The sequence below is a fragment of the Sphingomonas sp. G5 genome (assembly GCF_052660795.1).
In genome coordinates this window covers 1,484,704-1,504,524 of sequence record NZ_CP109660.1, presented here as the reverse complement: position 1 = coordinate 1,504,524, position 19,821 = coordinate 1,484,704, and the positions used below count along the sequence as shown (strand labels likewise).

Here is a 19,821-nt window from a genome sequence, read left to right as displayed (position 1 = left end):
GCCGGTGCAGAGCGGTGCGTTCGTCGACCGCGCTGACGCCGATCGGATCAGCGGATGCCGATCAGCTGACCGTCCCGAGGACGTCGACGACGTAGACGAGAGCCGAATTGGCGGGAGCCTTGAGGATCTGCTGGTCCTGGGCGGTCTGGTCGGCGGGCACGACGACGAGCACCTGCGACCCGACGGTCTGCCCCTCGAGCGCCGAGGCGAGGGCCGGCGGGAGCTGGGACACGGTCGCCTGTCCGGGCGCGCCGTTCTTCCACGTCGAGGCGAAGGTGGTGGTCGCGCCCCAGGCGACACCCTGGATGTGGATGACCACCGAGGAGTCGGCGGTCAGCACGTCGCCGTCGCCCTTCTTGATGGTCTGCGACCGCGTCTGCGTCGGTGCGTCGCCGGCGGGGATGACCACGCCGGGCGTGCCGTCGGGGGCGCGGACGACCGAGGGCATGCCCGAGTCGGCGTTGTACTGGTCGGCGCCGTCGGCGGCGGGGAGGAAGACCTTGCGCACGTCGAAGACGAAGACCGCCCCGTCGCCCTCGTTGACGCCGAGGGCCTGCGCACCCTGGGTGCCCAGCTCGGAGCCGGGGATGGCGACCGCGACGCGCGAGCCCTCGGCCACGCAGTGCAGCAGCGGCGCGATCGCGGGGATCGCCTGCGTCAGGCGCGGCAGAGGCGTCGCCGACTTCACGTCGGAAGCGTAGGTCGTCGCGACGAGTTGCGAGCCGGTGGCGGCGTCGAACACCGTCACATCGACCAGTGAGAGCTGGTTATCGCTCGTGATGCGCTGGCCGTCGCCCTCGATGAGCGTCTGCGTCCCGGCCGTTTCGGGAACGAAGGGAGAGCGCACCGACACGGTGGGCGCGGTGCCGAAGTCACCGCTCGCGTCGACCACCGAGGCGATGGCACTGTCGGTGGGCGTCGGGCACGACGAAGCGGCGGATGCCGAGCACCCGACGAGGCCGAATCCGGCCAGGGCGGTCACGGCCACGAGAGCGGGGAGTCTACGCACCGGATCAGTTTAGGCGGTCGAACCGGGGTCCTCCGACGAGGCGCCCGCGACGGACTGCCGAACACCCTCGGCCGACTTCTGCGCCTCGCGCACGCGCTTGCGGAGATTCTTGTCGGTGATCTGACGGTCGCCGACCGCACCGGGCGTCCACAGTTCCACGTCTTCGTCGCCGTAGCTCGACTTCGACGCGCGACGCTTCACCTCGGGAGGAATAGCACCGGGCGCCAGGCGGCGGGCGGTGATGAGGAAGCCCGTGTGCGCCACCATGCGGTGGTCGGGGCGCACCGCGAGGCCCTCGACGTGCCACCCGCGGACCATGGTCTCACTGGCATCCGGCTCGGTGAACAGTCCCGTCGCGCGGATGTACTCGGCCACACGGCTGAGCTGTGTGGCGGTGGCGATGTAGCAGAGCACCACGCCGCCCGGGGTCAGGGCGTCGGCCGCGGCGTCGATGCACTCCCACGGCGCGAGCATGTCGAGCACGATGCGGTCGACCGAGGCGGGGGCCACGGCGTCGGGAAGACTCTCGACGAGATCGCCGACGACGACCTCCCAGGTCGCGGGCAGCTCGCCGTGGAACGTCTCGACGTTGGCGCGAGCGACCTCGGCGAACTCTTCGCGGCGCTCGAACGAGAGCAGCCGCCCCGCCGGGCCGATCGCCCGCAGGAGCCACAGCGACAGCGCGCCCGAACCGACGCCGGCTTCGACGACGGTGGCGCCGGGGAAGATATCGGCCTGCGCGAGGATCTGCGCGGCATCCTTCGGGTAGACGATCGCCGCACCGCGGGGCATCGACATGACGAAGTCGCGCAGCAGGGGGCGGACGGCGAGGTAGTCGTGGCCGGAGCTGTTGGTCACCACGCTGCCGTCGGGCTCGCCGACGAGGAGCGAGTGCTTCAGCACGCCGTTGTGGGTGTGCAGCTCGCCTTCCTCGCGCAGGGTGATCGTGTGCATGCGCCCCTTGGGGCCGGTCAGCTGCACCCGATCGCCGACCCGGAAGGGGCCGCTCAGGTGGGGGGTCTCGCTCATCGGGTGACTCGTGTCTCTTCGGGGTGTGTCGGGGCGTGCGCGGTGTGGAGCGCCCGCAGGTCGGAGGTCGCGCGACCCTCGAGGCTCGGCCAGAGCTCGTGCGCGCCGACCCCCTCGAGCGGCACCATGAGGGGCACTCCCAGCGCGACGGCGCCGCTGGCGATCGCCGAGCGCAGTCCGTTCGGGGAGTCCTCGATCGCCACGGTGTCGCGGATGTCGACGCCGAGTGCGGCGGCGGCCTGCAGGTAGGGATCGGGGTAAGGCTTCGGGCGCTCGACGTCGTCGCCGGCGACCACGAGGTCGAAGGCCGGGAAGTCGATGAGCTCGACCACCGACAGCGCCATGCGGCGCATCGACATCGTCACGAGGGCGGTCTTGACCCCGTGGGCGCGGAGGTCGGCGAGCAGCTCACGGGCACCCGGGCGGAACGGCACGCCCGTGACGGCGAGCTGACGCTGCACCTCGTCGGTGAGGTAGGAGATGATCTCGTCGACGCCCCAGGGCACTCCCGCGTTCTGCAACAAGCGCGCGGAATCCTCCAGGGCGAGCCCGACCATGCCGAGCGCCTGCTCGTGCGACCACGAGCCGCCGAAGCGCTCTACGAGCGGGGTCTCCGCGGCCATCCAGTACGGCTCGGTGTCGACCAGCGTGCCGTCCATGTCCCAGAGGACGGCGGCGGGAGCGGGGGAAGTCATCGCTCCATCCTATTGAGGGCGCCGCTTCCGCCCCGTTCGACGCGAGGCCCGCGCGGGCCGGGACCGGCTCGGTGCGCGCGGGTGCGCCTATTCTGGAAGCCAGCCCCGACGGGGCAGAGGAGGTTGCGTGGACGCACTGGGTCGCCGGATCATCGTCGCCGCGTTCGACGGATGGAACGATGCCGGAGAAGCCGCGTCGGCGGCCGCAGCGATGCTGCGGGCCGACGTGGAGTACGAGGTCGTCCACACGGTCGACCCCGAACTGTACTTCGACTACCAGTACACGCGCCCCCAGGTCGGACTGGATGCCGAGGGGCGCCGCACCCTCAGCTGGCCCGAAGCCACGCTGCTGCGTCCCGTCGAGCGATCCGACGAGGCCGAGATCTGGCTGCTCGTGGGGGTCGAGCCCGCGCGCGCCTGGCAGGCGTTCGCGGCCGAGTTCATCGACGTCGCCCTGCGCGAGGACGTCTCGGGCTTCGTGGCGCTGGGCTCGATGATGTCCGACGTGCCGCATACGCGGCCCATCTCGGTGTTCGCCGGCAGCGACAACGAGGCCGTACGCCAGTCGCTGGGGCTCGAGCGGAGCCTGTACGAGGGGCCGGTCGGCATCCTGAGCGCCATCGGCCATGTGTCGGAGACGGTGGGGATCCCGACCGCGAGCCTGTGGGCGAGCGTGCCGCACTACGTCGCCGGGCACACACCCTCCCCCAAGGCCACCCTCGCCCTGCTCGAGAAACTCGAGTCCGTCACGGGGATCGCCGTGCCGCGCGGAGACCTCGAGAACGAGTCGCGCCTGTGGGAGGCCTCGATCGATGCGGCCGCGGCCGACGACGACGAGATGAGCGAGTACATCCGCCAGCTCGAGCAGACCCGCGACACGTGGGACTCTCCCGAAGCCTCGGGAGACGCGATCGCCCAGGAGTTCGAGCGCTATCTCCGCCGCGGCGGCGACGGCCCCACCAAGCCCGGTCGCGACGACCCGCCCCGGCGCTGACGAGGACTCGCCGACGCCTCCCCCGGTCCCTTCGACGGGCTCGCGTACCTCTCTCTGCCTGAGCGCCACCACCCCGGGTCGGGGCGGAGTCTGGCCGCACCGCCGGGACCCTCGTCTGCACGACGAAGGCGCCGCCCCGAACGGGACGACGCCTTCGCGGCATCCGGGATCAACCGGTGATGGCGGAGTACGCCGGCAGCACGCCGAACGTGAGCAGCACCATGATCAGCACCCCCAGGGCCACGCGGTAGATCACGAACGGCAGGAAGCTGCCGCGCTTGAGGTACTGCATGAGGAAGGCGATCACGACGTAGCCGACGACGAACGCGATGAGGGTCGCCAGCGCCGTCTCACCGAGGTTGTACGGGCCGGTGCCCTCGTCGAAGCTCTTGTACAGCTCGAAGAACCCGCTCGCGAAGACCGCGGGGACGGCGAGGAGGAACGAGTATTCCGCGGCCGCCGTGCGCGTGTACCCGAGGGCGCGGCCGAGGGTCGTGGTCGCCCCCGAGCGAGAGACGCCGGGGACGAGAGCGAGGGCCTGCGCGACACCGAACGCGATACCGTGCGGGTAGGTCAGGTCGTCGAGCTCCCGACGACGCTTTCCGTAGTGGTCGGCGAGACCGAGCAGGATGCCGAAGACGATGAGCACCACCGCGGTGATCCACAGGCTCCGGAAGTTGTCACGGATGAGACTCTGCAGCAGCACGCCGAGCAGCGCGATCGGCAGCGTGCCGATGATGACCAACCAGCCCATGCGGGCGTCGGGGTCGGTGCGGGGCACCTTGCCGGTGAGCGAGCCGAACCATCGAGAGATGACCCGGACGATCTTCTTGCGGAAGTAGATGAGCACCGCGAGCTCGGTGCCGATCTGGGTGATGGCGGTGAACGTCGCGCCGGGGTCGGTCTTCGACGGGAGGAACTCCCCCACGATGCGCAGGTGGGCACTCGAGGAGATGGGGAGGAACTCGGTGAGGCCCTGGACGAGCCCGAGGACGATGACCTCGAAGATATGCATGCGGTCCTTCAGTACGTGCGGATGAGGTCGGCGAGGACTCGCTGACCGAACTGGAGCGCGTCGACGGGGACGCGCTCGTCGACCCCGTGGAACATCCCGGTGAAGTCGAGATCGGCGGGAAGGCGCAGCGGTGCGAATCCGTAACCGGCGATGCCGAGGCCGGCGAGGGCCTTGTTGTCGGTGCCGCCGCCCATGAGATACGGCACGACCGGCACGCCGGGATCGTGCCGACCGAGCTGTGCGATCATCGCGTCGACGAGGTCTCCCGAGAAGGGCACCTCGAGGCCGATGTCCTGGTGGACGATCTCGATCTCGACGTCGGGTCCGACGATCCGGCGGATGTCGGCGAGAGCCGCGTCTTCGGTGCCGGGGAGCACGCGCACGTCGATGAGCGCTTCGGCGCGGTCGGGAATGACGTTGTGCTTGTAGCCGGCGGTGAGGCCGGTCGGATTCGTCGTCGTGCGCAGGGTGGAACGGATGAAGCTGGATGCCGCGCCGGTGCGCAGGGCGAGAGCGTCGGGGTCGCCCGCGTCGTCGCCGGTGATCTCGGCCAGGCCCTCGAGCAACTGCCTGGTGGTGTCGGTGAGGCGGATCGGCCACTCGGTGCGGCCGAGGGCCGCGACGGCCTCGGCGAGCCTCGTCACGGCGTTGTCGGGGTGCAGGCCGCTGCCGTGGCCCGCGCGACCGCGCGCGACGAGCTTGATCCAGACGAGGGCCTTCTCGCCCACCTGCAGCAGGTACGCGCGGCGGTCGCCCACGGAAATGGAGTACCCGCCGACCTCGCTGATGGCCTCGGTGGCGCCGGCGAACCACTCGGGGCGGTTCTCGACCACGAGCGCCGAGCCCTCCACTCCGCCGTTCTCCTCGTCGGCGAAGAACGTCACGATGATGTCGCGCTCGGGCTGCTCCCCCGCGCGCAGCACGTCGGCGACGGCGGTGAGGATCATGGCATCCATGTCCTTCATGTCGACGGCCCCGCGACCCCAGAGCACGCCGTCGCGGATCTCGCCCGCGAAGGGGTCGACGCTCCAGTCGGCGGCGACGGCCGGCACCACGTCGAGGTGGCCGTGCAGGATCAGGGCGGGCTTGTCGGGGTTGCGTCCGGGGATGCGGGCGCAGACGTTCGTGCGACGCTCGATGGGCTCGTAGTACTCGACTTCGAGGCCGAGGGCTTCGAGGTATGCACCGACGTACTCGGCCGCTTCGCGCTCGCCCTCGGCTCGCCCCCCGCCGTAGTTCGAGGTGTCGAACCGGATGAGGTCGCGGGCGACGCGGGCGACCTCGGGGATATCGGTGTCGAGCTCGGGCATGCGCTCTACGGTACCGGGGGCGAGTGCGTTCCCCCGCCTCGTGTCGCCCCGGGACGCGCCCGGGCGGCGACGACGATTCGAGGCGGCCTCTGGAGCGTGGTAATGTCGTTCTTCGTTGCGAAAGCAGCAAAACACCCAGATGCGCGGGTGGCGGAATAGGTAGACGCGCTAGCTTGAGGTGCTAGTGCCCTTTAACGGGCGTGGGGGTTCAAGTCCCCCCTCGCGCACAGAATGAAGAAGGCCCCGGATTCGTCCGGGGCCTTCTTCGTTGTCTGCGTCGGCAGCCGTACAGCCAACCGATAGCCCCCACTGTCTGCCGACATAGGCCGCGTCCCTATCTTCCTTGCCGATAACGGTTCTCATTCGCAGAGAGCCGATCGCCGAAGGGACACCGACCTCCATGAAGACTGCGCGCACCGTCGTCGCCGCCACCGCCTCCGTTTCTCTCCTCACCCTCATCCTCGCCGGATGCTCGACCGGGGCGTCGTCCGCCGCTCCCGCCGCGGCCACCGACTCCAGCCCGAAGATCACCGTCGTCGCCGGAGAGAACGAGTACGCCGACGTCGTGCAGCAGATCGGCGGCGACCGTGTCGATGTCTCGGCGATCATGAGCGATCCCAACACCGACCCCCACACCTTCGAGGCGAGTGCGAGCGTGGCAAAGGAGATCGCCGGCGCCCAGCTCGTGGTGCAGAACGGTCTCGGATACGACGACTTCATGACCGATCTCGAGAAGGCCTCCCCCGACGCGAACCGCTCGGTCATCGTCGCCCAGGACGTCTTGGGCCTTCCCGACAGCACCGACAACCCGCACCTCTGGTACGACCCGAAGACCATGCCCGCCGTCGCGAGCGCCGTCGCCGACAAGCTCAGCGAACTCGACCCGGCGAGCGCCGACGCGTTCCGCACGAACCTGGCGACCTTCACGGCCTCTCTGAGCGACTGGACCGACGCTCTCTCGTCCTTCGCGAAAGACCACCCGAAGACACCGGTGGCCGTGACCGAGCCCGTCGCGGACTTCATGCTGCAGGCGGCGGATGCCGACGTCAAGACGCCGTGGAACCTGCAGGCGGCCATCATGAACGACACAGACCCCTCGGCCCAGGACACCGCGACGCAGGACGCCCTGTTCACCGGCAAGCAGGTGAAGGTGTTCCTGTACAACCAGCAGGTCACCGACGACACGACCGACAAGTACCTGCAGCTGGCGAAGGACAACGGCATCCCGGTGGTCGGCGTGTACGAGACGATGCCGGCGAACTACCACTACCAGGACTGGATGCTGGCCGAGGTGAAGGCGCTCGAGACGGCTGTCACCCAGGGCACCTCGACCGAGCACCTGTGAGCGAGGATTTTCCGCACCGCGATCCCGACGTCGTCCTCCGGGCACGCGGGATCGCGGTGCGTCTCGGCGGTGCTCCCGTGCTCGAAGATGTCGATCTCGACGTTCCGCCGGGTGCGATCGTCGGGTTGATCGGGGCGAACGGCGCGGGCAAGACCACGCTGCTGCAGGTGCTGCTCGGCATCCTGCGTCCGCACTCCGGTCGGGTACACCGCCCGGACCGGCGCGCGGGCATCGGATACGTACCGCAGAAGATCAGCCTCGACCCGCACGCGCCGCTGCGCGCCCGAGATGTCGTGATGCTCGGTCTCGACGGAGCGCGGCTCGGGATTCCGCTCGGGCGGGGGCGGCTGCGCGGCGTCGTCGACGAGGCTCTCGCCCGCGTGGGGGCGACGGGGTTCGCCGATGCGCGCGTGGGCGAGCTCTCGGGCGGGCAGCAGCAGCGCGTGCTGTTGGCACACGCGATCGTGAGCCGCCCCGCCCTGCTGCTGCTGGACGAGCCGCTCGCGAGTCTCGACCCGGTGAGCGCGCGCGACGTCGTCGTGCTGCTCGACGAGCTGCGCCGGCAGAGCGGCGTGGCGATCGTGGTCACCGCACACGATCTCACCCTGCTGCTGCCCGTGCTCGACCGTGTCGCGTACCTCGCGGGCGGTCGAGCGGCGGTGGGAACGCCGGCGGAGGTGGTGCGAGACGACGTGCTGAGTGAGCTGTACCGCCGTCCAATGCGGGTGATCGAGGCGGCGGGACGCACCTTCGTCGTCGCCGACGAGGGGGTGACGAACGCGTGAGCGCCGTGCTCTCGGCGTTCTTCGTCAGCCCGACGGTGCAGACGGCCCTCGTGGTGGGCACGGTGGTCGCGGTGGTGTCGGGCATCGTCGGGGTGTTCACCATCACGCGCGGACAGTCGTTCGCGGGGCACGCGCTCGCCGACCTCGGGGCGGTCGGGGGCTCGGGCGCGTTCCTTCTCGGGGTCAGCCAGCTGTGGGGGTTCGTTCTGGCGGGGGTGGTGTCCGCCGTGGCCATGGAGGCGATCGGGACACGTCGCCTCGAGGGACGCGATGTCGCCACGGGGGTCGTCTTCGGCGCGGGGATGGGGCTGACCGCTCTGTTCCTGACGCTCGACACCCTGATCGGCGGTTCGAGCAACGCGGCGATCTCGGTGCTGTTCGGCTCACTGTTCTCGGTCGACTCACGGCTCGTGCCGGTCATCGTCGCCCTGGGGGCCGCCACCCTCGCGATCGTCGCCGCGGTCTGGCGGTGGGTGAGTCTCGAGACGCTCGATCGCGATCTCGCCGCCGCGCGCGGGGTGCCGACGCGTGGGGCGAGCACGCTGTTCCTGATCGCGCTCGCTCTGTCCGTGCAACTGTCGTCGCTGTCGATCGGAGCGATCCTCTCGACGGCGCTGCTCATCGGCCCGGCGGCGACCGCCCTGCTGTTCACACGGCGGCTGGGGACCGCTGCCGCGCTGGCCGCGGTCATCGCTGTGGGTCAGGTCGGGGTCGGCTGCCTGGTGTCGTTCGCGAGCTACGACTGGTTCGGCGGCAACAGCTGGCCCGTGAGCTTCACGATCGTCGCGGCGGTGTTCCTCACCTACATGGGCGCGCGCGCCGTCGACGCCCTCCGTCCCCTCGTCCACCGAACGGCCGTGGCGTGATGTTCGCTGCATACTTGATGACCGCATGGGCGGGAGGGACCATCGTGGCGGTGGTCGCGGGCGTCGTCGGCTTCTTCGTCGTGCTGCGCGGCAACGCCTTCTTCGCCCACGCCGTGCCGCACGGCGCGTTCGCCGGGGCGGCCGGGGCGGTGCTGATCGGGGCGAACCCGCTCGTGGGCCTCGGGGTCTTCGCCGCGGGCGGGGCGGTGGGCATCGTGTTGCTGGGACGCCGGGCTCGACACGACGTCGTCACGGCCCTGACCCTCGTGACCATGCTCGCCCTCGGCGCGCTGTTCCTCAGCCGCTCGCGCGAGTACTCGGCGCAGGTGTTCGCCCTGCTGTTCGGTCAGATCCTCGGTGTCTCGCCCGGTCAGCTCGTCACGATGAGCCTGCTCGGGCTCGGGTGCCTCGGGCTGGTCGCGCTCATCGCGAGGCCTCTCCTTCTGGCATCCGTCTCCCCCGCCCTCGCCGCTGCGCGTGGAGTACCGATCACGGGGGTGGACCTGGTGTTCGCGCTCGTGATCGCCGCCGCGACGACGGTGAGCGTTCCGATGGTGGGGGCGCTGCTGATGTTCGCGCTGCTCATCGGCCCCCCGGCCGCCGCGCAGGTGCTCGCGCGGACGCCCGGTCGGGGCCTGTCGCTGTCGATCGTCCTCACGCTCGTCACCGTGTGGGCATCGATCGCGCTCGCCGTGACCACCGACCTGCCGATCGGGTTCTTCGCCACGGCGATCGGTGCACTGCTGTACGCGGGCGCTCGCGGCGCGGCGCGGTCACGTCACCGCCGGCTGAGATGATCCGGATATGCGAACCCGGCGCCGAGGCGGCGACCCTGACATCGCCAGCGCGCGGTGCAGCCGATGCGCGCCCCCGCGCCTTCCGTGACTCCGCAGAAACACCCGTGTGACATCCGCCGCTTAGCGTCGGGGCATGCCCGCTTTCACTGTCCCGACGATCGACATCTCCGCCTGGGTCGGCCCCGGGTCCTCCGACGCGCGTGCAGCGGTGGTCGCCGCGGTCGACCACGCGTGCCGCACGGTGGGCTTCATGCAGGTGGTGGGTCACGGCATCCCCGATGCCGTGATCGCGGAGCTGACCGAGGGGCTCGACGAGTTCTTCGCCCTGCCGCTGGAGGTGAAGAAGGCGTACGTGCGGCCCGCGGCGGAGAACCGCGGGTACAGCCCGCCGAAGAGCGAATCGCTCAGCTACAGCCTCGGCGTCGACCCGGTGACGCGGATGAACGATTTCTTCGAGGCGTTCAACGTCGGCACCTCCGCCGCCGAGTACCCCGGCAGCACCGCGACAGAAGCGGACTACGCCGAGAACACCTGGCCCCTCGAAACCCGGATCTTCGAGCCGGCGGTACGCGAGTACTACGACGAAGCGCGCCGGGTCGCGCATACCCTGACCCGGATCTTCGCGTCGGCCCTTCGCGTGCCCGACGACTTCTTCGACGGCGTCACCGGCCACTCGATCGACGTGCTGCGCATGAACAACTACGCCCTGCCGCCCGGCGAGATCGAGCTCGGCGCCGAGCTCACCGGCATGGGCGAGCACACCGATTTCGGTCTCGTGACGGTGCTGTGGGCGGATCAGGTCGCGGGCCTGCAGGTCTTGGCACAGGACGGCTCGTGGAACGACGTCTCCCCCGCTCGCGGAGCGCTGCTCGTCAATCTCGGCGACGTCGCCGCCCGCCTGACCAACGACCGCTGGATGTCGACGCTGCACCGGGTGAAGCCACCCGTCGTCGACGGGACGATCGAGCGGCGCCGATCCGCCGCCTTCTTCCACGACGGCAACGCCGACGCGGTCATCGCCCCGCTGCCCCACTTCGTCTCGGACGAGGCTCCGGCCCTGTACGACCCGGTGACGGTGCGCGAGCACATCACGGCGAAGCTCGCGGGGTCGCGCGCGGGCCGCAAGAACACGGGTGCACGCCGCGAGGCGGCGCGGGTCACGGCTGCCGGACGGGGCTGAGCCGGGTCGGCGCGCGGCGACGGGCGGGGCTCGCGCCCGCACGCATAAACGCGATCCGCGACCATGAACGCTCTCTCCCCGCGTTTCTGCGCGTCGATCGCGTTTCTGCGCGCCGCGGACGCGAGCGCCGCGGGGCCCGATCAGGCCGCCGACACCCCGAACAGCAGACCCAGCACATAGGTGACCGCGGCGGCGCCGAAGCCGATCGCGAGCTGACGCAGACCGCGCTTGAGGGGTGAAGCGCCCGAGAGCAGACCGACCATCGCCCCGGTGCCGATCAAGGCGATGCCGACCAGGCCGAGGGCCAGGGCGACGGCCGCGAAGCCCGACATCCCGAAGATCCACGGCAGGACCGGGATGATCGCGCCCGAGGCGAAGAATAGGAAACTCGACAGGGCCGCCCCCCACGCGCTGCCGACGACGTCGTGAGACGACTCGCCCGGGGCTGCTGCTGCCGGTGCGGTGCCGGCCCGAGCCGCGGTGACGACCTCGCGGGCCCGTTCGAGGGCGGCATCGGCATCCATCCCGCGGGTGCGGTAGACGAGCGCGAGCTCGTTGGCATCCAGGTCGAGATGGGGAAGGGCCGAGTCGGCGAAGTCGCTCTCTTCGGTGGCTTCGAGCAGCTCGCGCTGCGAACGCACCGAGACGAACTCGCCGGCGCCCATCGAGAGGGCTCCCGCGAGCAGGCCTGCGATACCGCTGAACAGCACGAAGCTCGGGGCGACGCCGGTGGCGCCGACTCCCATGACGAGGGCGAGGTTCGACACGAGGCCGTCGTTCGCGCCGAACACGGCCGCGCGGAAAGTCCCCGAGAGGCGACGGCGCCCGCGGGCGGCGAGGCCGCGCACGACCTCGTGGTGCACACGCTCGTCGGCCGCCATCGCGGGGGTGGCATAGGGTTCGTCGGCGTAGGGCGAGCGGGCCTCGGCGTTCTGGGCCAGGGCCAGCACGAAGATCGATCCGAACCGGCGGGCCATCCACGCCAGCAGACGTGTCCCGATGCCGGGCTGCGGCAGTCGCGGCGGCTGCTCGCCGAGCAGGTCGATCCAGTGCTGCTCGTGGCGCCCCTCGGCCTCGGCGAGAGCGAGGAGGATCTCTCGCTCTTCGCCGGTGCGACGCGACGCGAGCTCGCGGTACACGCGCGCCTCCGCGCGTTCGTCGACGAGATAGCGCGCCCAGCGGTGGCGATCGCGGGCGGTCGGTGTGGCGGGGGTCACGGGGGCTCCTTCGGGTCGCCCCCAACCGTAGTGAGGCGGGTTCGCCCTCTCGGGCGCGTCGGCCCACACTGACAGCATTTCGGGCCTCCGAAGAGCGTGATCCCGCGGATGCCGAGGCTTCGGTGCCAGCATTTCGGCATCGCGAAAGCGGGTCGTGGGAGCGCGTCGGCGCATCGCTCCCGCACACCGGTCGGGCCTTCTCGTCGGGCTTCGCGCAGCACATCGCTGACGACGCGGTCGCAGCTTGTCACCGGGATGTCAGCGAGATGCCCTCTCGCGGGGGCGGCAGCCTCGAGCGGCTGCGAGCGGGCCGGCCGGCGCGGGGCCGGGCGCAGGCCCCGAGGCGGGGCCGGGCGACGCGGGGCCGGGGCTTGCGCGCCTCAGGAATGCACGCGCTTGCGCAGCACGTCGATGCGCGCCTGCAGCTGCGCGACGGTCGCGTGCGATACCGCCGGGCCGCCGCAGATCCGCCGGAGCTCGGCGTGCACGAGGCCGTGCGGCTCGCCGCTCTGGCGCGCGTACAGGCCGACCATGGTGTTGAGCAGCTGGCGCTGCTCCTTCAGGGTGCGGTGGAGCGGAGCCGGGAGCCCCCCGTCGTCGACGGACGGCGGCTCGACACCGCTCTCCTTCTCGGTCGCTTCACGGGTGGAGCGGTGACGCGATTGCCGCGTGGCGCGCGACATGAGCACCTCGTGCACCTGCTCGGGTTCGAGGAGGCCCGGGATGCCGAGGAACTCCTCCTCCTCGATGGTTCCCGGAACCGCGAGCTGACCGAACTCCTGCCCGTCGAACATGACGCGGTCGAAATGCGCGAGCGAACCGAGGGCCTGGTACTCGAACTCCTGCTCGAGCGCGTCGGACGCCTTGTCCTCGCGCTCGGCGGCATCCATCATGTCTTCTTCGGCGTTCCACTGGTCTTCCGCGTCGCTGTCGCGGTCGAGGGCGTGCTCGCGTTGCGCCTCCATCTCGCCCGCGAGGGCGAGCAGCTGCGGAACGTTGGGGAGGAACACGCTCGCGGTCTCACCGCGACGGCGCGCGCGGACGAAACGGCCGATGGCCTGGGCGAAGAACAGCGGAGTGGAGGCGCTCGTGGCGTAGACGCCGACGGCGAGGCGCGGAACGTCCACACCCTCGGACACCATGCGCACCGCGACCATCCAGCGGCTCGTGCCCTTCGAGAAGGTCTCGATGCGCCCCGACGCCTCCGCCTCGTCGGAGAGGACGACGGTGACCTTCTCGCCGCTGATGTCTTCGAGGATTGCCGCGTACGCGCGCGCCGCGGTCTGATCGGTCGCGATGACCAGGCCCCCGGCATCCGGGACCGTCTCGCGCACCTCGGTCAGGCGCCGGTCGGCGGAGCGGAGGACCGCGGGGATCCAGTCGCCGTTCGGGTCGAGCGCGGTGCGCCAGGCCTGCGAGGTGATGTCCTTGGTGTTGTCCTGCCCGAGCTGGGCTTCCATCTCTTCGCCGGCTTTGGTGCGCCAGCGCATCTGCCCGGCGTAGACGAGGAAGAAGACGGGACGCACGACGCCGTCCTCGAGGGCGCGTTTGTAGCCGTAGGCGTAGTCGGTGCGCGAGAGGCGGATGCCCTTCGCATTCGGGTGGTACTCCACGAACGGAATGGGCGCGGTGTCGCTGCGGAACGGCGTCCCCGACAGAAGCAGGCGCCGGGTCGCGCGGTTATAGGCCTCGCGCAGAGCGTCGCCCCAGCTGAGCGCGTCTCCACCGTGATGCACTTCGTCGAGGATGACGAGTGTTCTGGCATCCATCGTCAGACGCTGGTGCACCTCGGCCTTGACCGCAACCTGGGCGTAGGTGACCGCGACGCCGTGATACTGCCGCGAGGGCGTCGCATGCCGGTTGGAGAAGAACGGATCGAGACGGATGCCGACGCGCGCGGCCGCCTCGGCCCACTGGGTCTTGAGGTGCTCGGTGGGGGCCACGACGACGATGCGGTCGACGACGCGGCGACGCATGAGCTCGGACGCGAGGCGGAGGGCGAAGGTGGTCTTACCGGCGCCAGGGGTGGCCGCGGCGAGGAAGTCACGCGGTCCCTTTCCCTCGCCGTCGGGTCCGTCGAGACCGAAGTAGAGGTCGAGCGCCTCGGCCTGCCAGGCGCGCAAGCGCTGGGCCGTTCCCCACGGCGCGCGCTGCGGGAACGACGGCGAGAGGTGCTCGGCGGCGAAGGAGCCGAAGTGCGGCTCGACCCCGTCGAGAGCCGGGTCGGGAATCGCCCCGGGCGCGGGCTCGTCGGCGACGGGGGCGGTGGCGTGGGACGGGTCGGCGACGGCTTCCGCGCCGCCTTCCGAGGCGGTTTCGGGGGCCGCGGGGGTGGATGCCGGGACCGGCAGGGCCGTGCGGGCGGCGGGCCCAGGGCTCGCAATCGGACCGGGGCTCGCGACCGGGCCGGGGCTTGCGACCGGGCCGGGGCTCGCGACCGGGCCGGGGCTCGCGACCGGGCCGGGAGAGGCGATGCGCGGAGTCGCCGCTTCGGCGGCCGGGCTCGTGTGCGGGAGGGCCGAGGGGCGGGCTTCTTCTTCCAGCATCGAACCTCCATCCTTCGCGAGCGCGAACATCCACGATAGGCGACCTCGGAGGCCGCCACGCCCGGACCGAAGGCCGATACGGCGCGCCACCGGCCATAAACGCGATCCGCGCCGAGCAACGCGGGAAGAGCGTGTTTCTGGGTGCGGATCGCGGTGTTGTGTGAGCTTCACGCGTGACTCGCGGCGACAGAAGACCGGTCGTCCACGCTCGTCGGTGTCGTCGGCGCACCTGTTGTCGTGGTCGGCCACGAGCAGCCGTCCGAGACGAGCGTCTACCGACGAGCCGCGGCGCGGTGTCGATGCACGCGCTCTCGCGTGGCGCACCGGGGACTGCAGAACTCCCGGTGTCCTCGCGGAGAGGTATCTACGAACGGAACGATGCACGTCGACGAGCGGCACACTCGGAGTTTGTCGAGGTCTCCGGCGGACCACAGCTCGATAGCTGCGGCGACGACCGGTTCGAGCAACGGAGCAGACGATCCGGCCTCGATCAATCTCAGGCTCACTCCACCGTTGGCACCGAATGCGAGCGTCAGCCCCAGCCTGCGGCCAAGGTCGCTCAGGGCCTCGGATGCACCCTCTCGTGGACCGAGCAAGATGCGCACGAGGTCGTCACGGACGGCGATGACAGTCGTCAGGTCGGCGGACCAGCCGTTCGGAGACAGAGCGTGCAATTGCCCGACGGTCGTCAGTTCGTCGGAGAAACCCGGCTCCGGCCGGGTGTCGAGCAGTGCGAGCAACAGAGTGCGATCGGCTCCCTGCAGGGTGACGTCATCCACCTCAACAATGTAACGCATTGATTCGATCGCATGCGTTACGTTAACGCGATGCGCAATCATCCCGGCAATATGGGTCGTTCCTTCTGGGTGTGGCTCGGGGTTGCCTCGCTCGTGAGGTCTCCCGTTCTCATGTCTGCTGTCGCATTCAGTGCCATTGCGGCTCTCGTGCTCCAGAACCCGGACCGGGGCGGACTCCTCGCGGCGGCGAGTGTCGTCGGGATGCTGGCCGGCACGCCCGTGAGCATCGTCGCTCAACGCCTCCTCTCGACGCGGAGGCTGCTGACCATCCAGCTCCTTCTGTGCTCTGCGAGTTGGTTGGCACTGGCGTTCAGCCTGGACCGTCCCTTCGGCGTCTGGATGGCGATCTCGGCTGTCGCCGGCGTGAGCATGGCTGGATCAGCGGGGCTCATCCGCTCCACCCTGTCCGCGGCCGTGCCAGCGCGGGAACAGGCTCGAGCATCGACACTCGACGCTCTGGCACAGGACGTGCTCGTCTTCCTCGCGCCGGTATTCGTCGCCGTCGCCCTCGGCGCGGGAGCTGTCGGCGCGCCAGTGGCTGTCTCGGCACTCGCGCTCGCGGCAGTCATCGGTGTGCAGTTTCAGACGATGGACTCAGCGTCGACGCCGTCCGACGCGCATGCCCCCGAGGACGCGGTGTGCGCGACACCGCGACCGTCGTTCCGATGGTTCACCTGGACCGTCTTCAGCGTGGGAGTCGGCATGCTGCTCGGCGCCGTCGAGGCGGGAGCGGTGGGCCTTTCGCTCCAACTGGACCTCGAGGTGCAGGACGCGTGGCTCGCATTCCTGGTTCTGGGCGCATCGAGCGCCGTCGGAGCGTGGCTGGACATCGTCTGGCTCCAGCGCTGGCATCCGGCACGACGACTCCCCCTGCTCGTCGCCCTCTTCCTCGCCGGCGCCGTCCTGCTCACGTGGGAACCGCAGTGGCTGACGGCCCTCGCGGGGTTGCTGCTCGTGGGGCTCCCTACGGCCGCTCTTCTGGGACTGCGATCGCACGTGTTCGACTCCGGCGCCGCCGCCCACCGGAAGACGGGCCTCACCCTGGCCTTCGCCGGTCAGAGCATCGGATTCGCTGCCGGTGCAGCCGGCTTGGCGCTTTCCGGTCAATCCGGAGCGCTCGTCGCCGCCGGGAGCGTCGTGGCAGTGGGAGGAGTGCTGGGAACCATTGAGCTCAGACGCCAACCCGGTGATCGTTGAGCAGGCCGTTCGCCCCGCGGCTCGACGTCGTGAAGCGTCGAAGCCAACACGTCTCAGGGTGCGGCGGTGACGGCGTGGTGCGAGCGGGTGCGGCATTCGCCGCGGCGCTTCGGAGCTTCGCAGACGACGGTGTACCCGAAACCGGGATCCGCGCCCAGAAACCCGAGCAGCAGGCGTTTCTGCGCGCGGATCGCGTTTACGCCGCCCCCAATACGGATGCCGCGGCCGCTCGCACCCAGCTCACTCGCCGTGTCGGTGGCCGGGGGTACCGTGGAAGCCGGAGGTTTCGATGACACTCGATCCGCACTCGCCCCGCACCTCGCCCACGCCCGACAACCCCGGTCCGCACCCGTGGCGCCGCTACGTCGCCCTCGGCGACTCCTTCACCGAGGGGATCGGCGATCCGCTGCCCGACGGCGGCCACCGCGGTTGGGCCGACCGGGTCGCCGAGGTGCTCGGCGCGCAGGTCGACGATTTTGCCTACGCCAACCTCGCGGTGCGCGGAAAACTCATCGCGCAGATCGTCGCCGACCAGATCGAGCCGGCGCTCGCACTCAAGCCCGACCTCATCACCATCTCTGCGGGCGGAAACGACGTCATCCGCCCGGGCAGCGATCCCGATGCCGTGTCGCGGCAGTTCGAGAACGCCGTCGCACGTCTGCGCGCGAGCGGGGCCACCATCGTCGTCTTCACGGCGATCGACACCGAGTTCACGCCGGTGTTCCGCGGCATCCGGGGAAAGGTCGCGATCTATAACGAGAACATCCGCTCGATCGCCGATCGCTACGACTGCGTCGTCGCCGACCAATGGGGCCTGAAAGAGGTGCAGGACATGCGCTTCTTCGACGACGACCGGCTGCACTACAACTCCCTCGGCCACCACGAGGTCGCCCGTATGGTGCTGCGCGCGCTCAACGTGCCGAACGACCTCGAGCCGATGAAGGCCGAAACCCAGGCGATCACGACCTGGCGCGCCGCGCGCGAGAAAGACTTCGTGTGGGCGCGCGAGTACCTCGTGCCCTGGGTGCTGCGGCGCCTGCGGCACCAGTCGTCGGGCGATCACATCCAGGCGAAGCGGCCCGAGCCGCTGCCCGTCGTCACCCTCGCCCCGGGGCCGGATGCCGCTGCCTCCCGCGACACTCAGGTCTGACGGGCGTGACTCCGCTGCCCGACCCCGTGACCGCGCTGTTGAGCGCCACCGATGCCGTCACACTGCTGCGCGACGCCGAACACCTCGCCGCGGGACTCAGCGAGGCGGGGTGGACCCCCGAGGTCGAGAGCGGGCGCTTCGGCGCCGACGGGTGGGATGTGCTGTCGTCCGCATGGGCGCCGAGCGTCTCGGTATTCCTCGACGGGTCGGAACGGTCGGTGCGCGAGGCCGCCCTGGCCGTCGCCGCGGCGATGAAGGCCGAGCCGCACCGGTGGACCTTCGACTCCGAAGGGCCTGACTGGTCCACCTGGTCCGTCGACGACGAACGCTGGGGCTCGGACGACATCGACTGGCTCGTGTGGGAAGGAACGGATGTCTCCGTGACCCTGTTCACCGCCGGCGAGACCCCCGCGGGCCCCGGAACACTCCCGGCGCACCTGCAGCTCTCGATCGGTCGCGTCGATACCCCGTCCGAGGGCCTCCCCCGCGACGACGACCGCGCACGGCGCGTGCTGCGCGAAGGATCCGTGGTCGACAGGTGGTATCTCGCCGGCGAGCGCGACCTCCCCGCCGACGTGGTCGAGGCGCTCGAGAATGATCCGGACCCGCGCGTGCGTGCGGCGGCAGAGTCGGAACGCTGGATTCGCGAGCAGGCGTTCGGCGGACCTCAGCCGGCGGAGTGACGTCGGAGCGCCCGAGCACCTCCCTCCCCCAAAGAGCTCAAGGAGAACCCCATGCACGTCGTTATCGTCGGGGCCGGCATCGTCGGCGTCTCGGTCGCGTGCGCTCTCGCCGGGCGCGGTGTCGCGGTCACGGTGCTGGACCGTGATGGCGGAAAGCAACGCGGGTCGACGGCCTTCGCCCCCGGTTTCGTCGGGGTCTACAACGATGCACCCGTGCTCACGGAACTCGCGCGCGCGTCGGTCGACGTCTACCGGGAGCTGCCCGCGTTCGCCCCCAGCGGCGGCCTCGAGCTGGCGACGAGCAGCGCAGGTGCTGAGACTCTCGCCGAACGTGTCCGCTCCGCCCAGCGCGCGGGACTCCGCGCGACTCTCGACGCGCCGCGAGGTCTCCCCTCGTTCGTCGACGACCGGCAGGTCGTGGCGGTCGCGCGGTACGACGACGACGGAGTCGCGACGCCTCATCTGCTGAGAGCCCAGCTGCGAGCTGTCGCCGAGAGCTCGGGCGCGCAGTTCGTCGCTCCCGCCGAGGTGGTCGATGTGCGACCGCGCGGCGGCGGATGGACGGTGCGCACGGCCGACGGACGAACCCTCACCGCCGATCAGGTCGTTCTCGCGGCGGGAATCTGGGGCCCCGGTCTCGCGGGCATGCTCGGACGACGTCTGCCTCTCTACCCGGTCGCGCATCCGTACGTGTACGCACGACCAAGAGCACCCCGCGTGGACCCGGGTCCCTTCGTGAGGTGGCCCGAGCACCACGTCTACGCGCGAGCGCACGGCGACACCCTCGGTATCGGCAGCTACGACCACCGCCCCGTGCCCGTGGCCCCCGCGGCTCTCGACGGCGGCGCCGGCCTGGCCTGGGACCCCGCGTTCGATGCTCCGATCGCGTCGGCGCAGAGCCGCCTCCATCCCGACGCCCGATTCACCCCGGCGGCACGGGTGAACGGGGTGTTCGCCATGACGCCCGACAACCTCCCCTTCCTCGGCCCGGTGCCCGGCGCGGAGGGAGCCTGGATCGCGCAGGCGATCTGGGTCACGCATGCGGGCGGCGCCGCTCTCGCGCTCTCTCGCGCTCTGTGCGGAGAGCTCGCCCTTCCCGCCGCGCTCGCCTGCGACCGGTTCGAGGACGCCCCGGCGCACGACCTCGAGACGTCGGCTCTGCGGCTGTACCGCGACATCTACGCGCACGACTCCGTGTGAGTCTGT

General features: G+C 70.6%; 18 protein-coding genes and 1 tRNA gene. 11 read left to right on the top strand and 8 right to left on the bottom strand.

The genetic code is table 11. The features are described from left to right. Positions 1 to 61: 61 nt before the first annotated feature. The 3 genes from NE358_RS07255 to NE358_RS07245 are packed head-to-tail and all read right to left on the bottom strand — an operon-like array spanning position 62 to position 2,733. Complete coding sequence (locus tag NE358_RS07255) at positions 62 to 1,009, bottom strand: FKBP-type peptidyl-prolyl cis-trans isomerase (RefSeq protein ID WP_289942479.1); 948 nt, start codon at positions 1,007 to 1,009, stop codon at positions 62 to 64. Positions 1,010 to 1,018: 9 nt separating this feature from the next. After that, positions 1,019 to 2,038, bottom strand: a complete 1,020-nt coding sequence (locus tag NE358_RS07250) for a tRNA (adenine-N1)-methyltransferase (RefSeq protein WP_103209670.1) — start codon at positions 2,036 to 2,038, stop codon at positions 1,019 to 1,021. Next, positions 2,035 to 2,733: an HAD family hydrolase gene (locus NE358_RS07245; RefSeq protein ID WP_103209672.1), complete on the bottom strand. Its 699-nt coding sequence runs from the start codon at positions 2,731 to 2,733 to the stop codon at positions 2,035 to 2,037. The genes NE358_RS07250 and NE358_RS07245 overlap by 4 nt, the downstream gene beginning before the upstream one ends. Before the next feature lie 127 nt (positions 2,734 to 2,860). Here NE358_RS07245 and NE358_RS07240 point away from each other — a divergent pair, with 127 nt between their 5' ends. Then, positions 2,861 to 3,727 (top strand): PAC2 family protein, encoded by an 867-nt coding sequence (locus NE358_RS07240; RefSeq protein ID WP_103209675.1) that lies wholly within the window; start codon positions 2,861 to 2,863, stop codon positions 3,725 to 3,727. Positions 3,728 to 3,896: 169 nt separating this feature from the next. Here the strand turns inward: NE358_RS07240 and NE358_RS07235 are convergent, their stop codons facing one another. Together NE358_RS07235 and NE358_RS07230 are read right to left on the bottom strand one after the other, a co-directional pair. Then, the gene (locus NE358_RS07235) at positions 3,897 to 4,742 is read right to left on the bottom strand and encodes an undecaprenyl-diphosphate phosphatase (protein ID WP_103209677.1); all 846 of its coding nucleotides are present in this window, start codon (positions 4,740 to 4,742) and stop codon (positions 3,897 to 3,899) included. Positions 4,743 to 4,750: 8 nt separating this feature from the next. Continuing rightward, positions 4,751 to 6,052: a M20/M25/M40 family metallo-hydrolase gene (locus tag NE358_RS07230; protein WP_116240155.1), complete on the bottom strand. Its 1,302-nt coding sequence runs from the start codon at positions 6,050 to 6,052 to the stop codon at positions 4,751 to 4,753. 141 nt (positions 6,053 to 6,193) lie between these two features. Between NE358_RS07230 and NE358_RS07225 the strand changes: the two genes are divergently transcribed. The 6 genes from NE358_RS07225 (at position 6,194) to NE358_RS07200 (ending at position 11,025) form a co-directional block, all read left to right on the top strand. Then, positions 6,194 to 6,279: transfer RNA gene (locus tag NE358_RS07225), tRNA-Leu, on the top strand. 173 nt (positions 6,280 to 6,452) lie between these two features. After that, positions 6,453 to 7,397, top strand: coding sequence for a metal ABC transporter solute-binding protein, Zn/Mn family (locus tag NE358_RS07220; RefSeq protein ID WP_289942478.1), 945 nt, complete (start codon positions 6,453 to 6,455; stop codon positions 7,395 to 7,397). After that, positions 7,394 to 8,182 (top strand): metal ABC transporter ATP-binding protein, encoded by a 789-nt coding sequence (locus NE358_RS07215; RefSeq protein ID WP_289942477.1) that lies wholly within the window; start codon positions 7,394 to 7,396, stop codon positions 8,180 to 8,182. The genes NE358_RS07220 and NE358_RS07215 overlap by 4 nt, the downstream gene beginning before the upstream one ends. Continuing rightward, positions 8,179 to 9,048, top strand: a complete 870-nt coding sequence (locus NE358_RS07210; protein ID WP_103209687.1) for a metal ABC transporter permease — start codon at positions 8,179 to 8,181, stop codon at positions 9,046 to 9,048. The genes NE358_RS07215 and NE358_RS07210 overlap by 4 nt, the downstream gene beginning before the upstream one ends. Before the next feature lie 17 nt (positions 9,049 to 9,065). Beyond that, positions 9,066 to 9,845 carry a metal ABC transporter permease gene (locus tag NE358_RS07205; RefSeq protein ID WP_289942603.1) on the top strand — a complete coding sequence of 260 codons (780 nt, stop codon included), beginning with the start codon at positions 9,066 to 9,068 and terminating at the stop codon, positions 9,843 to 9,845. Between the two features lie 133 nt (positions 9,846 to 9,978). Further along, complete coding sequence (locus NE358_RS07200) at positions 9,979 to 11,025, top strand: isopenicillin N synthase family dioxygenase (RefSeq protein ID WP_289942475.1); 1,047 nt, start codon at positions 9,979 to 9,981, stop codon at positions 11,023 to 11,025. 140 nt (positions 11,026 to 11,165) lie between these two features. Here NE358_RS07200 and NE358_RS07195 read toward each other — a convergent pair whose 3' ends face one another. The 3 genes from NE358_RS07195 to NE358_RS07185 form a co-directional block, all read right to left on the bottom strand. Then, the gene (locus NE358_RS07195) at positions 11,166 to 12,242 is read right to left on the bottom strand and encodes a VIT1/CCC1 transporter family protein (protein ID WP_103209695.1); all 1,077 of its coding nucleotides are present in this window, start codon (positions 12,240 to 12,242) and stop codon (positions 11,166 to 11,168) included. A gap of 380 nt (positions 12,243 to 12,622) precedes the next feature. Then, positions 12,623 to 14,788 carry a DEAD/DEAH box helicase family protein gene (locus NE358_RS07190; RefSeq protein WP_289942474.1) on the bottom strand — a complete coding sequence of 722 codons (2,166 nt, stop codon included), beginning with the start codon at positions 14,786 to 14,788 and terminating at the stop codon, positions 12,623 to 12,625. Between the two features lie 272 nt (positions 14,789 to 15,060). After that, entirely contained in the window at positions 15,061 to 15,567 is a 507-nt protein-coding gene (locus NE358_RS07185; protein WP_289942473.1) for a CGNR zinc finger domain-containing protein, read from the bottom strand. Positions 15,568 to 15,696: 129 nt separating this feature from the next. On the opposite strand from NE358_RS07185, the gene NE358_RS07180 reads away from it, so the two are divergent. The 4 genes from NE358_RS07180 (at position 15,697) to NE358_RS07165 (ending at position 19,815) form a co-directional block, all read left to right on the top strand. After that, positions 15,697 to 16,782: an MFS transporter gene (locus tag NE358_RS07180; protein ID WP_141376832.1), complete on the top strand. Its 1,086-nt coding sequence runs from the start codon at positions 15,697 to 15,699 to the stop codon at positions 16,780 to 16,782. 289 nt (positions 16,783 to 17,071) lie between these two features. After that, on the top strand, positions 17,072 to 17,932 hold the full coding sequence (locus tag NE358_RS07175; protein ID WP_103209707.1) for an SGNH/GDSL hydrolase family protein: 861 nt from the start codon (positions 17,072 to 17,074) through the stop codon (positions 17,930 to 17,932). Between the two features lie 5 nt (positions 17,933 to 17,937). Further along, positions 17,938 to 18,615 (top strand): hypothetical protein, encoded by a 678-nt coding sequence (locus NE358_RS07170; RefSeq protein WP_141376834.1) that lies wholly within the window; start codon positions 17,938 to 17,940, stop codon positions 18,613 to 18,615. Between the two features lie 51 nt (positions 18,616 to 18,666). Then, positions 18,667 to 19,815 carry an NAD(P)/FAD-dependent oxidoreductase gene (locus NE358_RS07165; RefSeq protein ID WP_289942472.1) on the top strand — a complete coding sequence of 383 codons (1,149 nt, stop codon included), beginning with the start codon at positions 18,667 to 18,669 and terminating at the stop codon, positions 19,813 to 19,815. The last annotated feature ends 6 nt before the right edge of the window (positions 19,816 to 19,821 follow it).

Bases quoted from the DNA above. Each gene is read 5' to 3' on its own strand.
- NE358_RS07200 (WP_289942475.1), top strand. From the start codon at position 9,979: ATGCCCGCTTTCACTGTCCCGACGATCGACATCTCCGCCTGGGTCGGC.
- NE358_RS07180 (WP_141376832.1), top strand. From the start codon at position 15,697: ATGTCTGCTGTCGCATTCAGTGCCATTGCGGCTCTCGTGCTCCAGAAC.
- NE358_RS07205 (WP_289942603.1), top strand. From the start codon at position 9,066: ATGACCGCATGGGCGGGAGGGACCATCGTGGCGGTGGTCGCGGGCGTC.
- NE358_RS07190 (WP_289942474.1), bottom strand. From the start codon at position 14,788: ATGCTGGAAGAAGAAGCCCGCCCCTCGGCCCTCCCGCACACGAGCCCG.
- NE358_RS07175 (WP_103209707.1), top strand. From the start codon at position 17,072: ATGACACTCGATCCGCACTCGCCCCGCACCTCGCCCACGCCCGACAAC.
- NE358_RS07245 (WP_103209672.1), bottom strand. From the start codon at position 2,733: ATGACTTCCCCCGCTCCCGCCGCCGTCCTCTGGGACATGGACGGCACG.
- NE358_RS07165 (WP_289942472.1), top strand. From the start codon at position 18,667: ATGCACGTCGTTATCGTCGGGGCCGGCATCGTCGGCGTCTCGGTCGCG.
- NE358_RS07230 (WP_116240155.1), bottom strand. From the start codon at position 6,052: ATGCCCGAGCTCGACACCGATATCCCCGAGGTCGCCCGCGTCGCCCGC.
- NE358_RS07235 (WP_103209677.1), bottom strand. From the start codon at position 4,742: ATGCATATCTTCGAGGTCATCGTCCTCGGGCTCGTCCAGGGCCTCACC.
- NE358_RS07220 (WP_289942478.1), top strand. From the start codon at position 6,453: ATGAAGACTGCGCGCACCGTCGTCGCCGCCACCGCCTCCGTTTCTCTC.
- NE358_RS07250 (WP_103209670.1), bottom strand. From the start codon at position 2,038: ATGAGCGAGACCCCCCACCTGAGCGGCCCCTTCCGGGTCGGCGATCGG.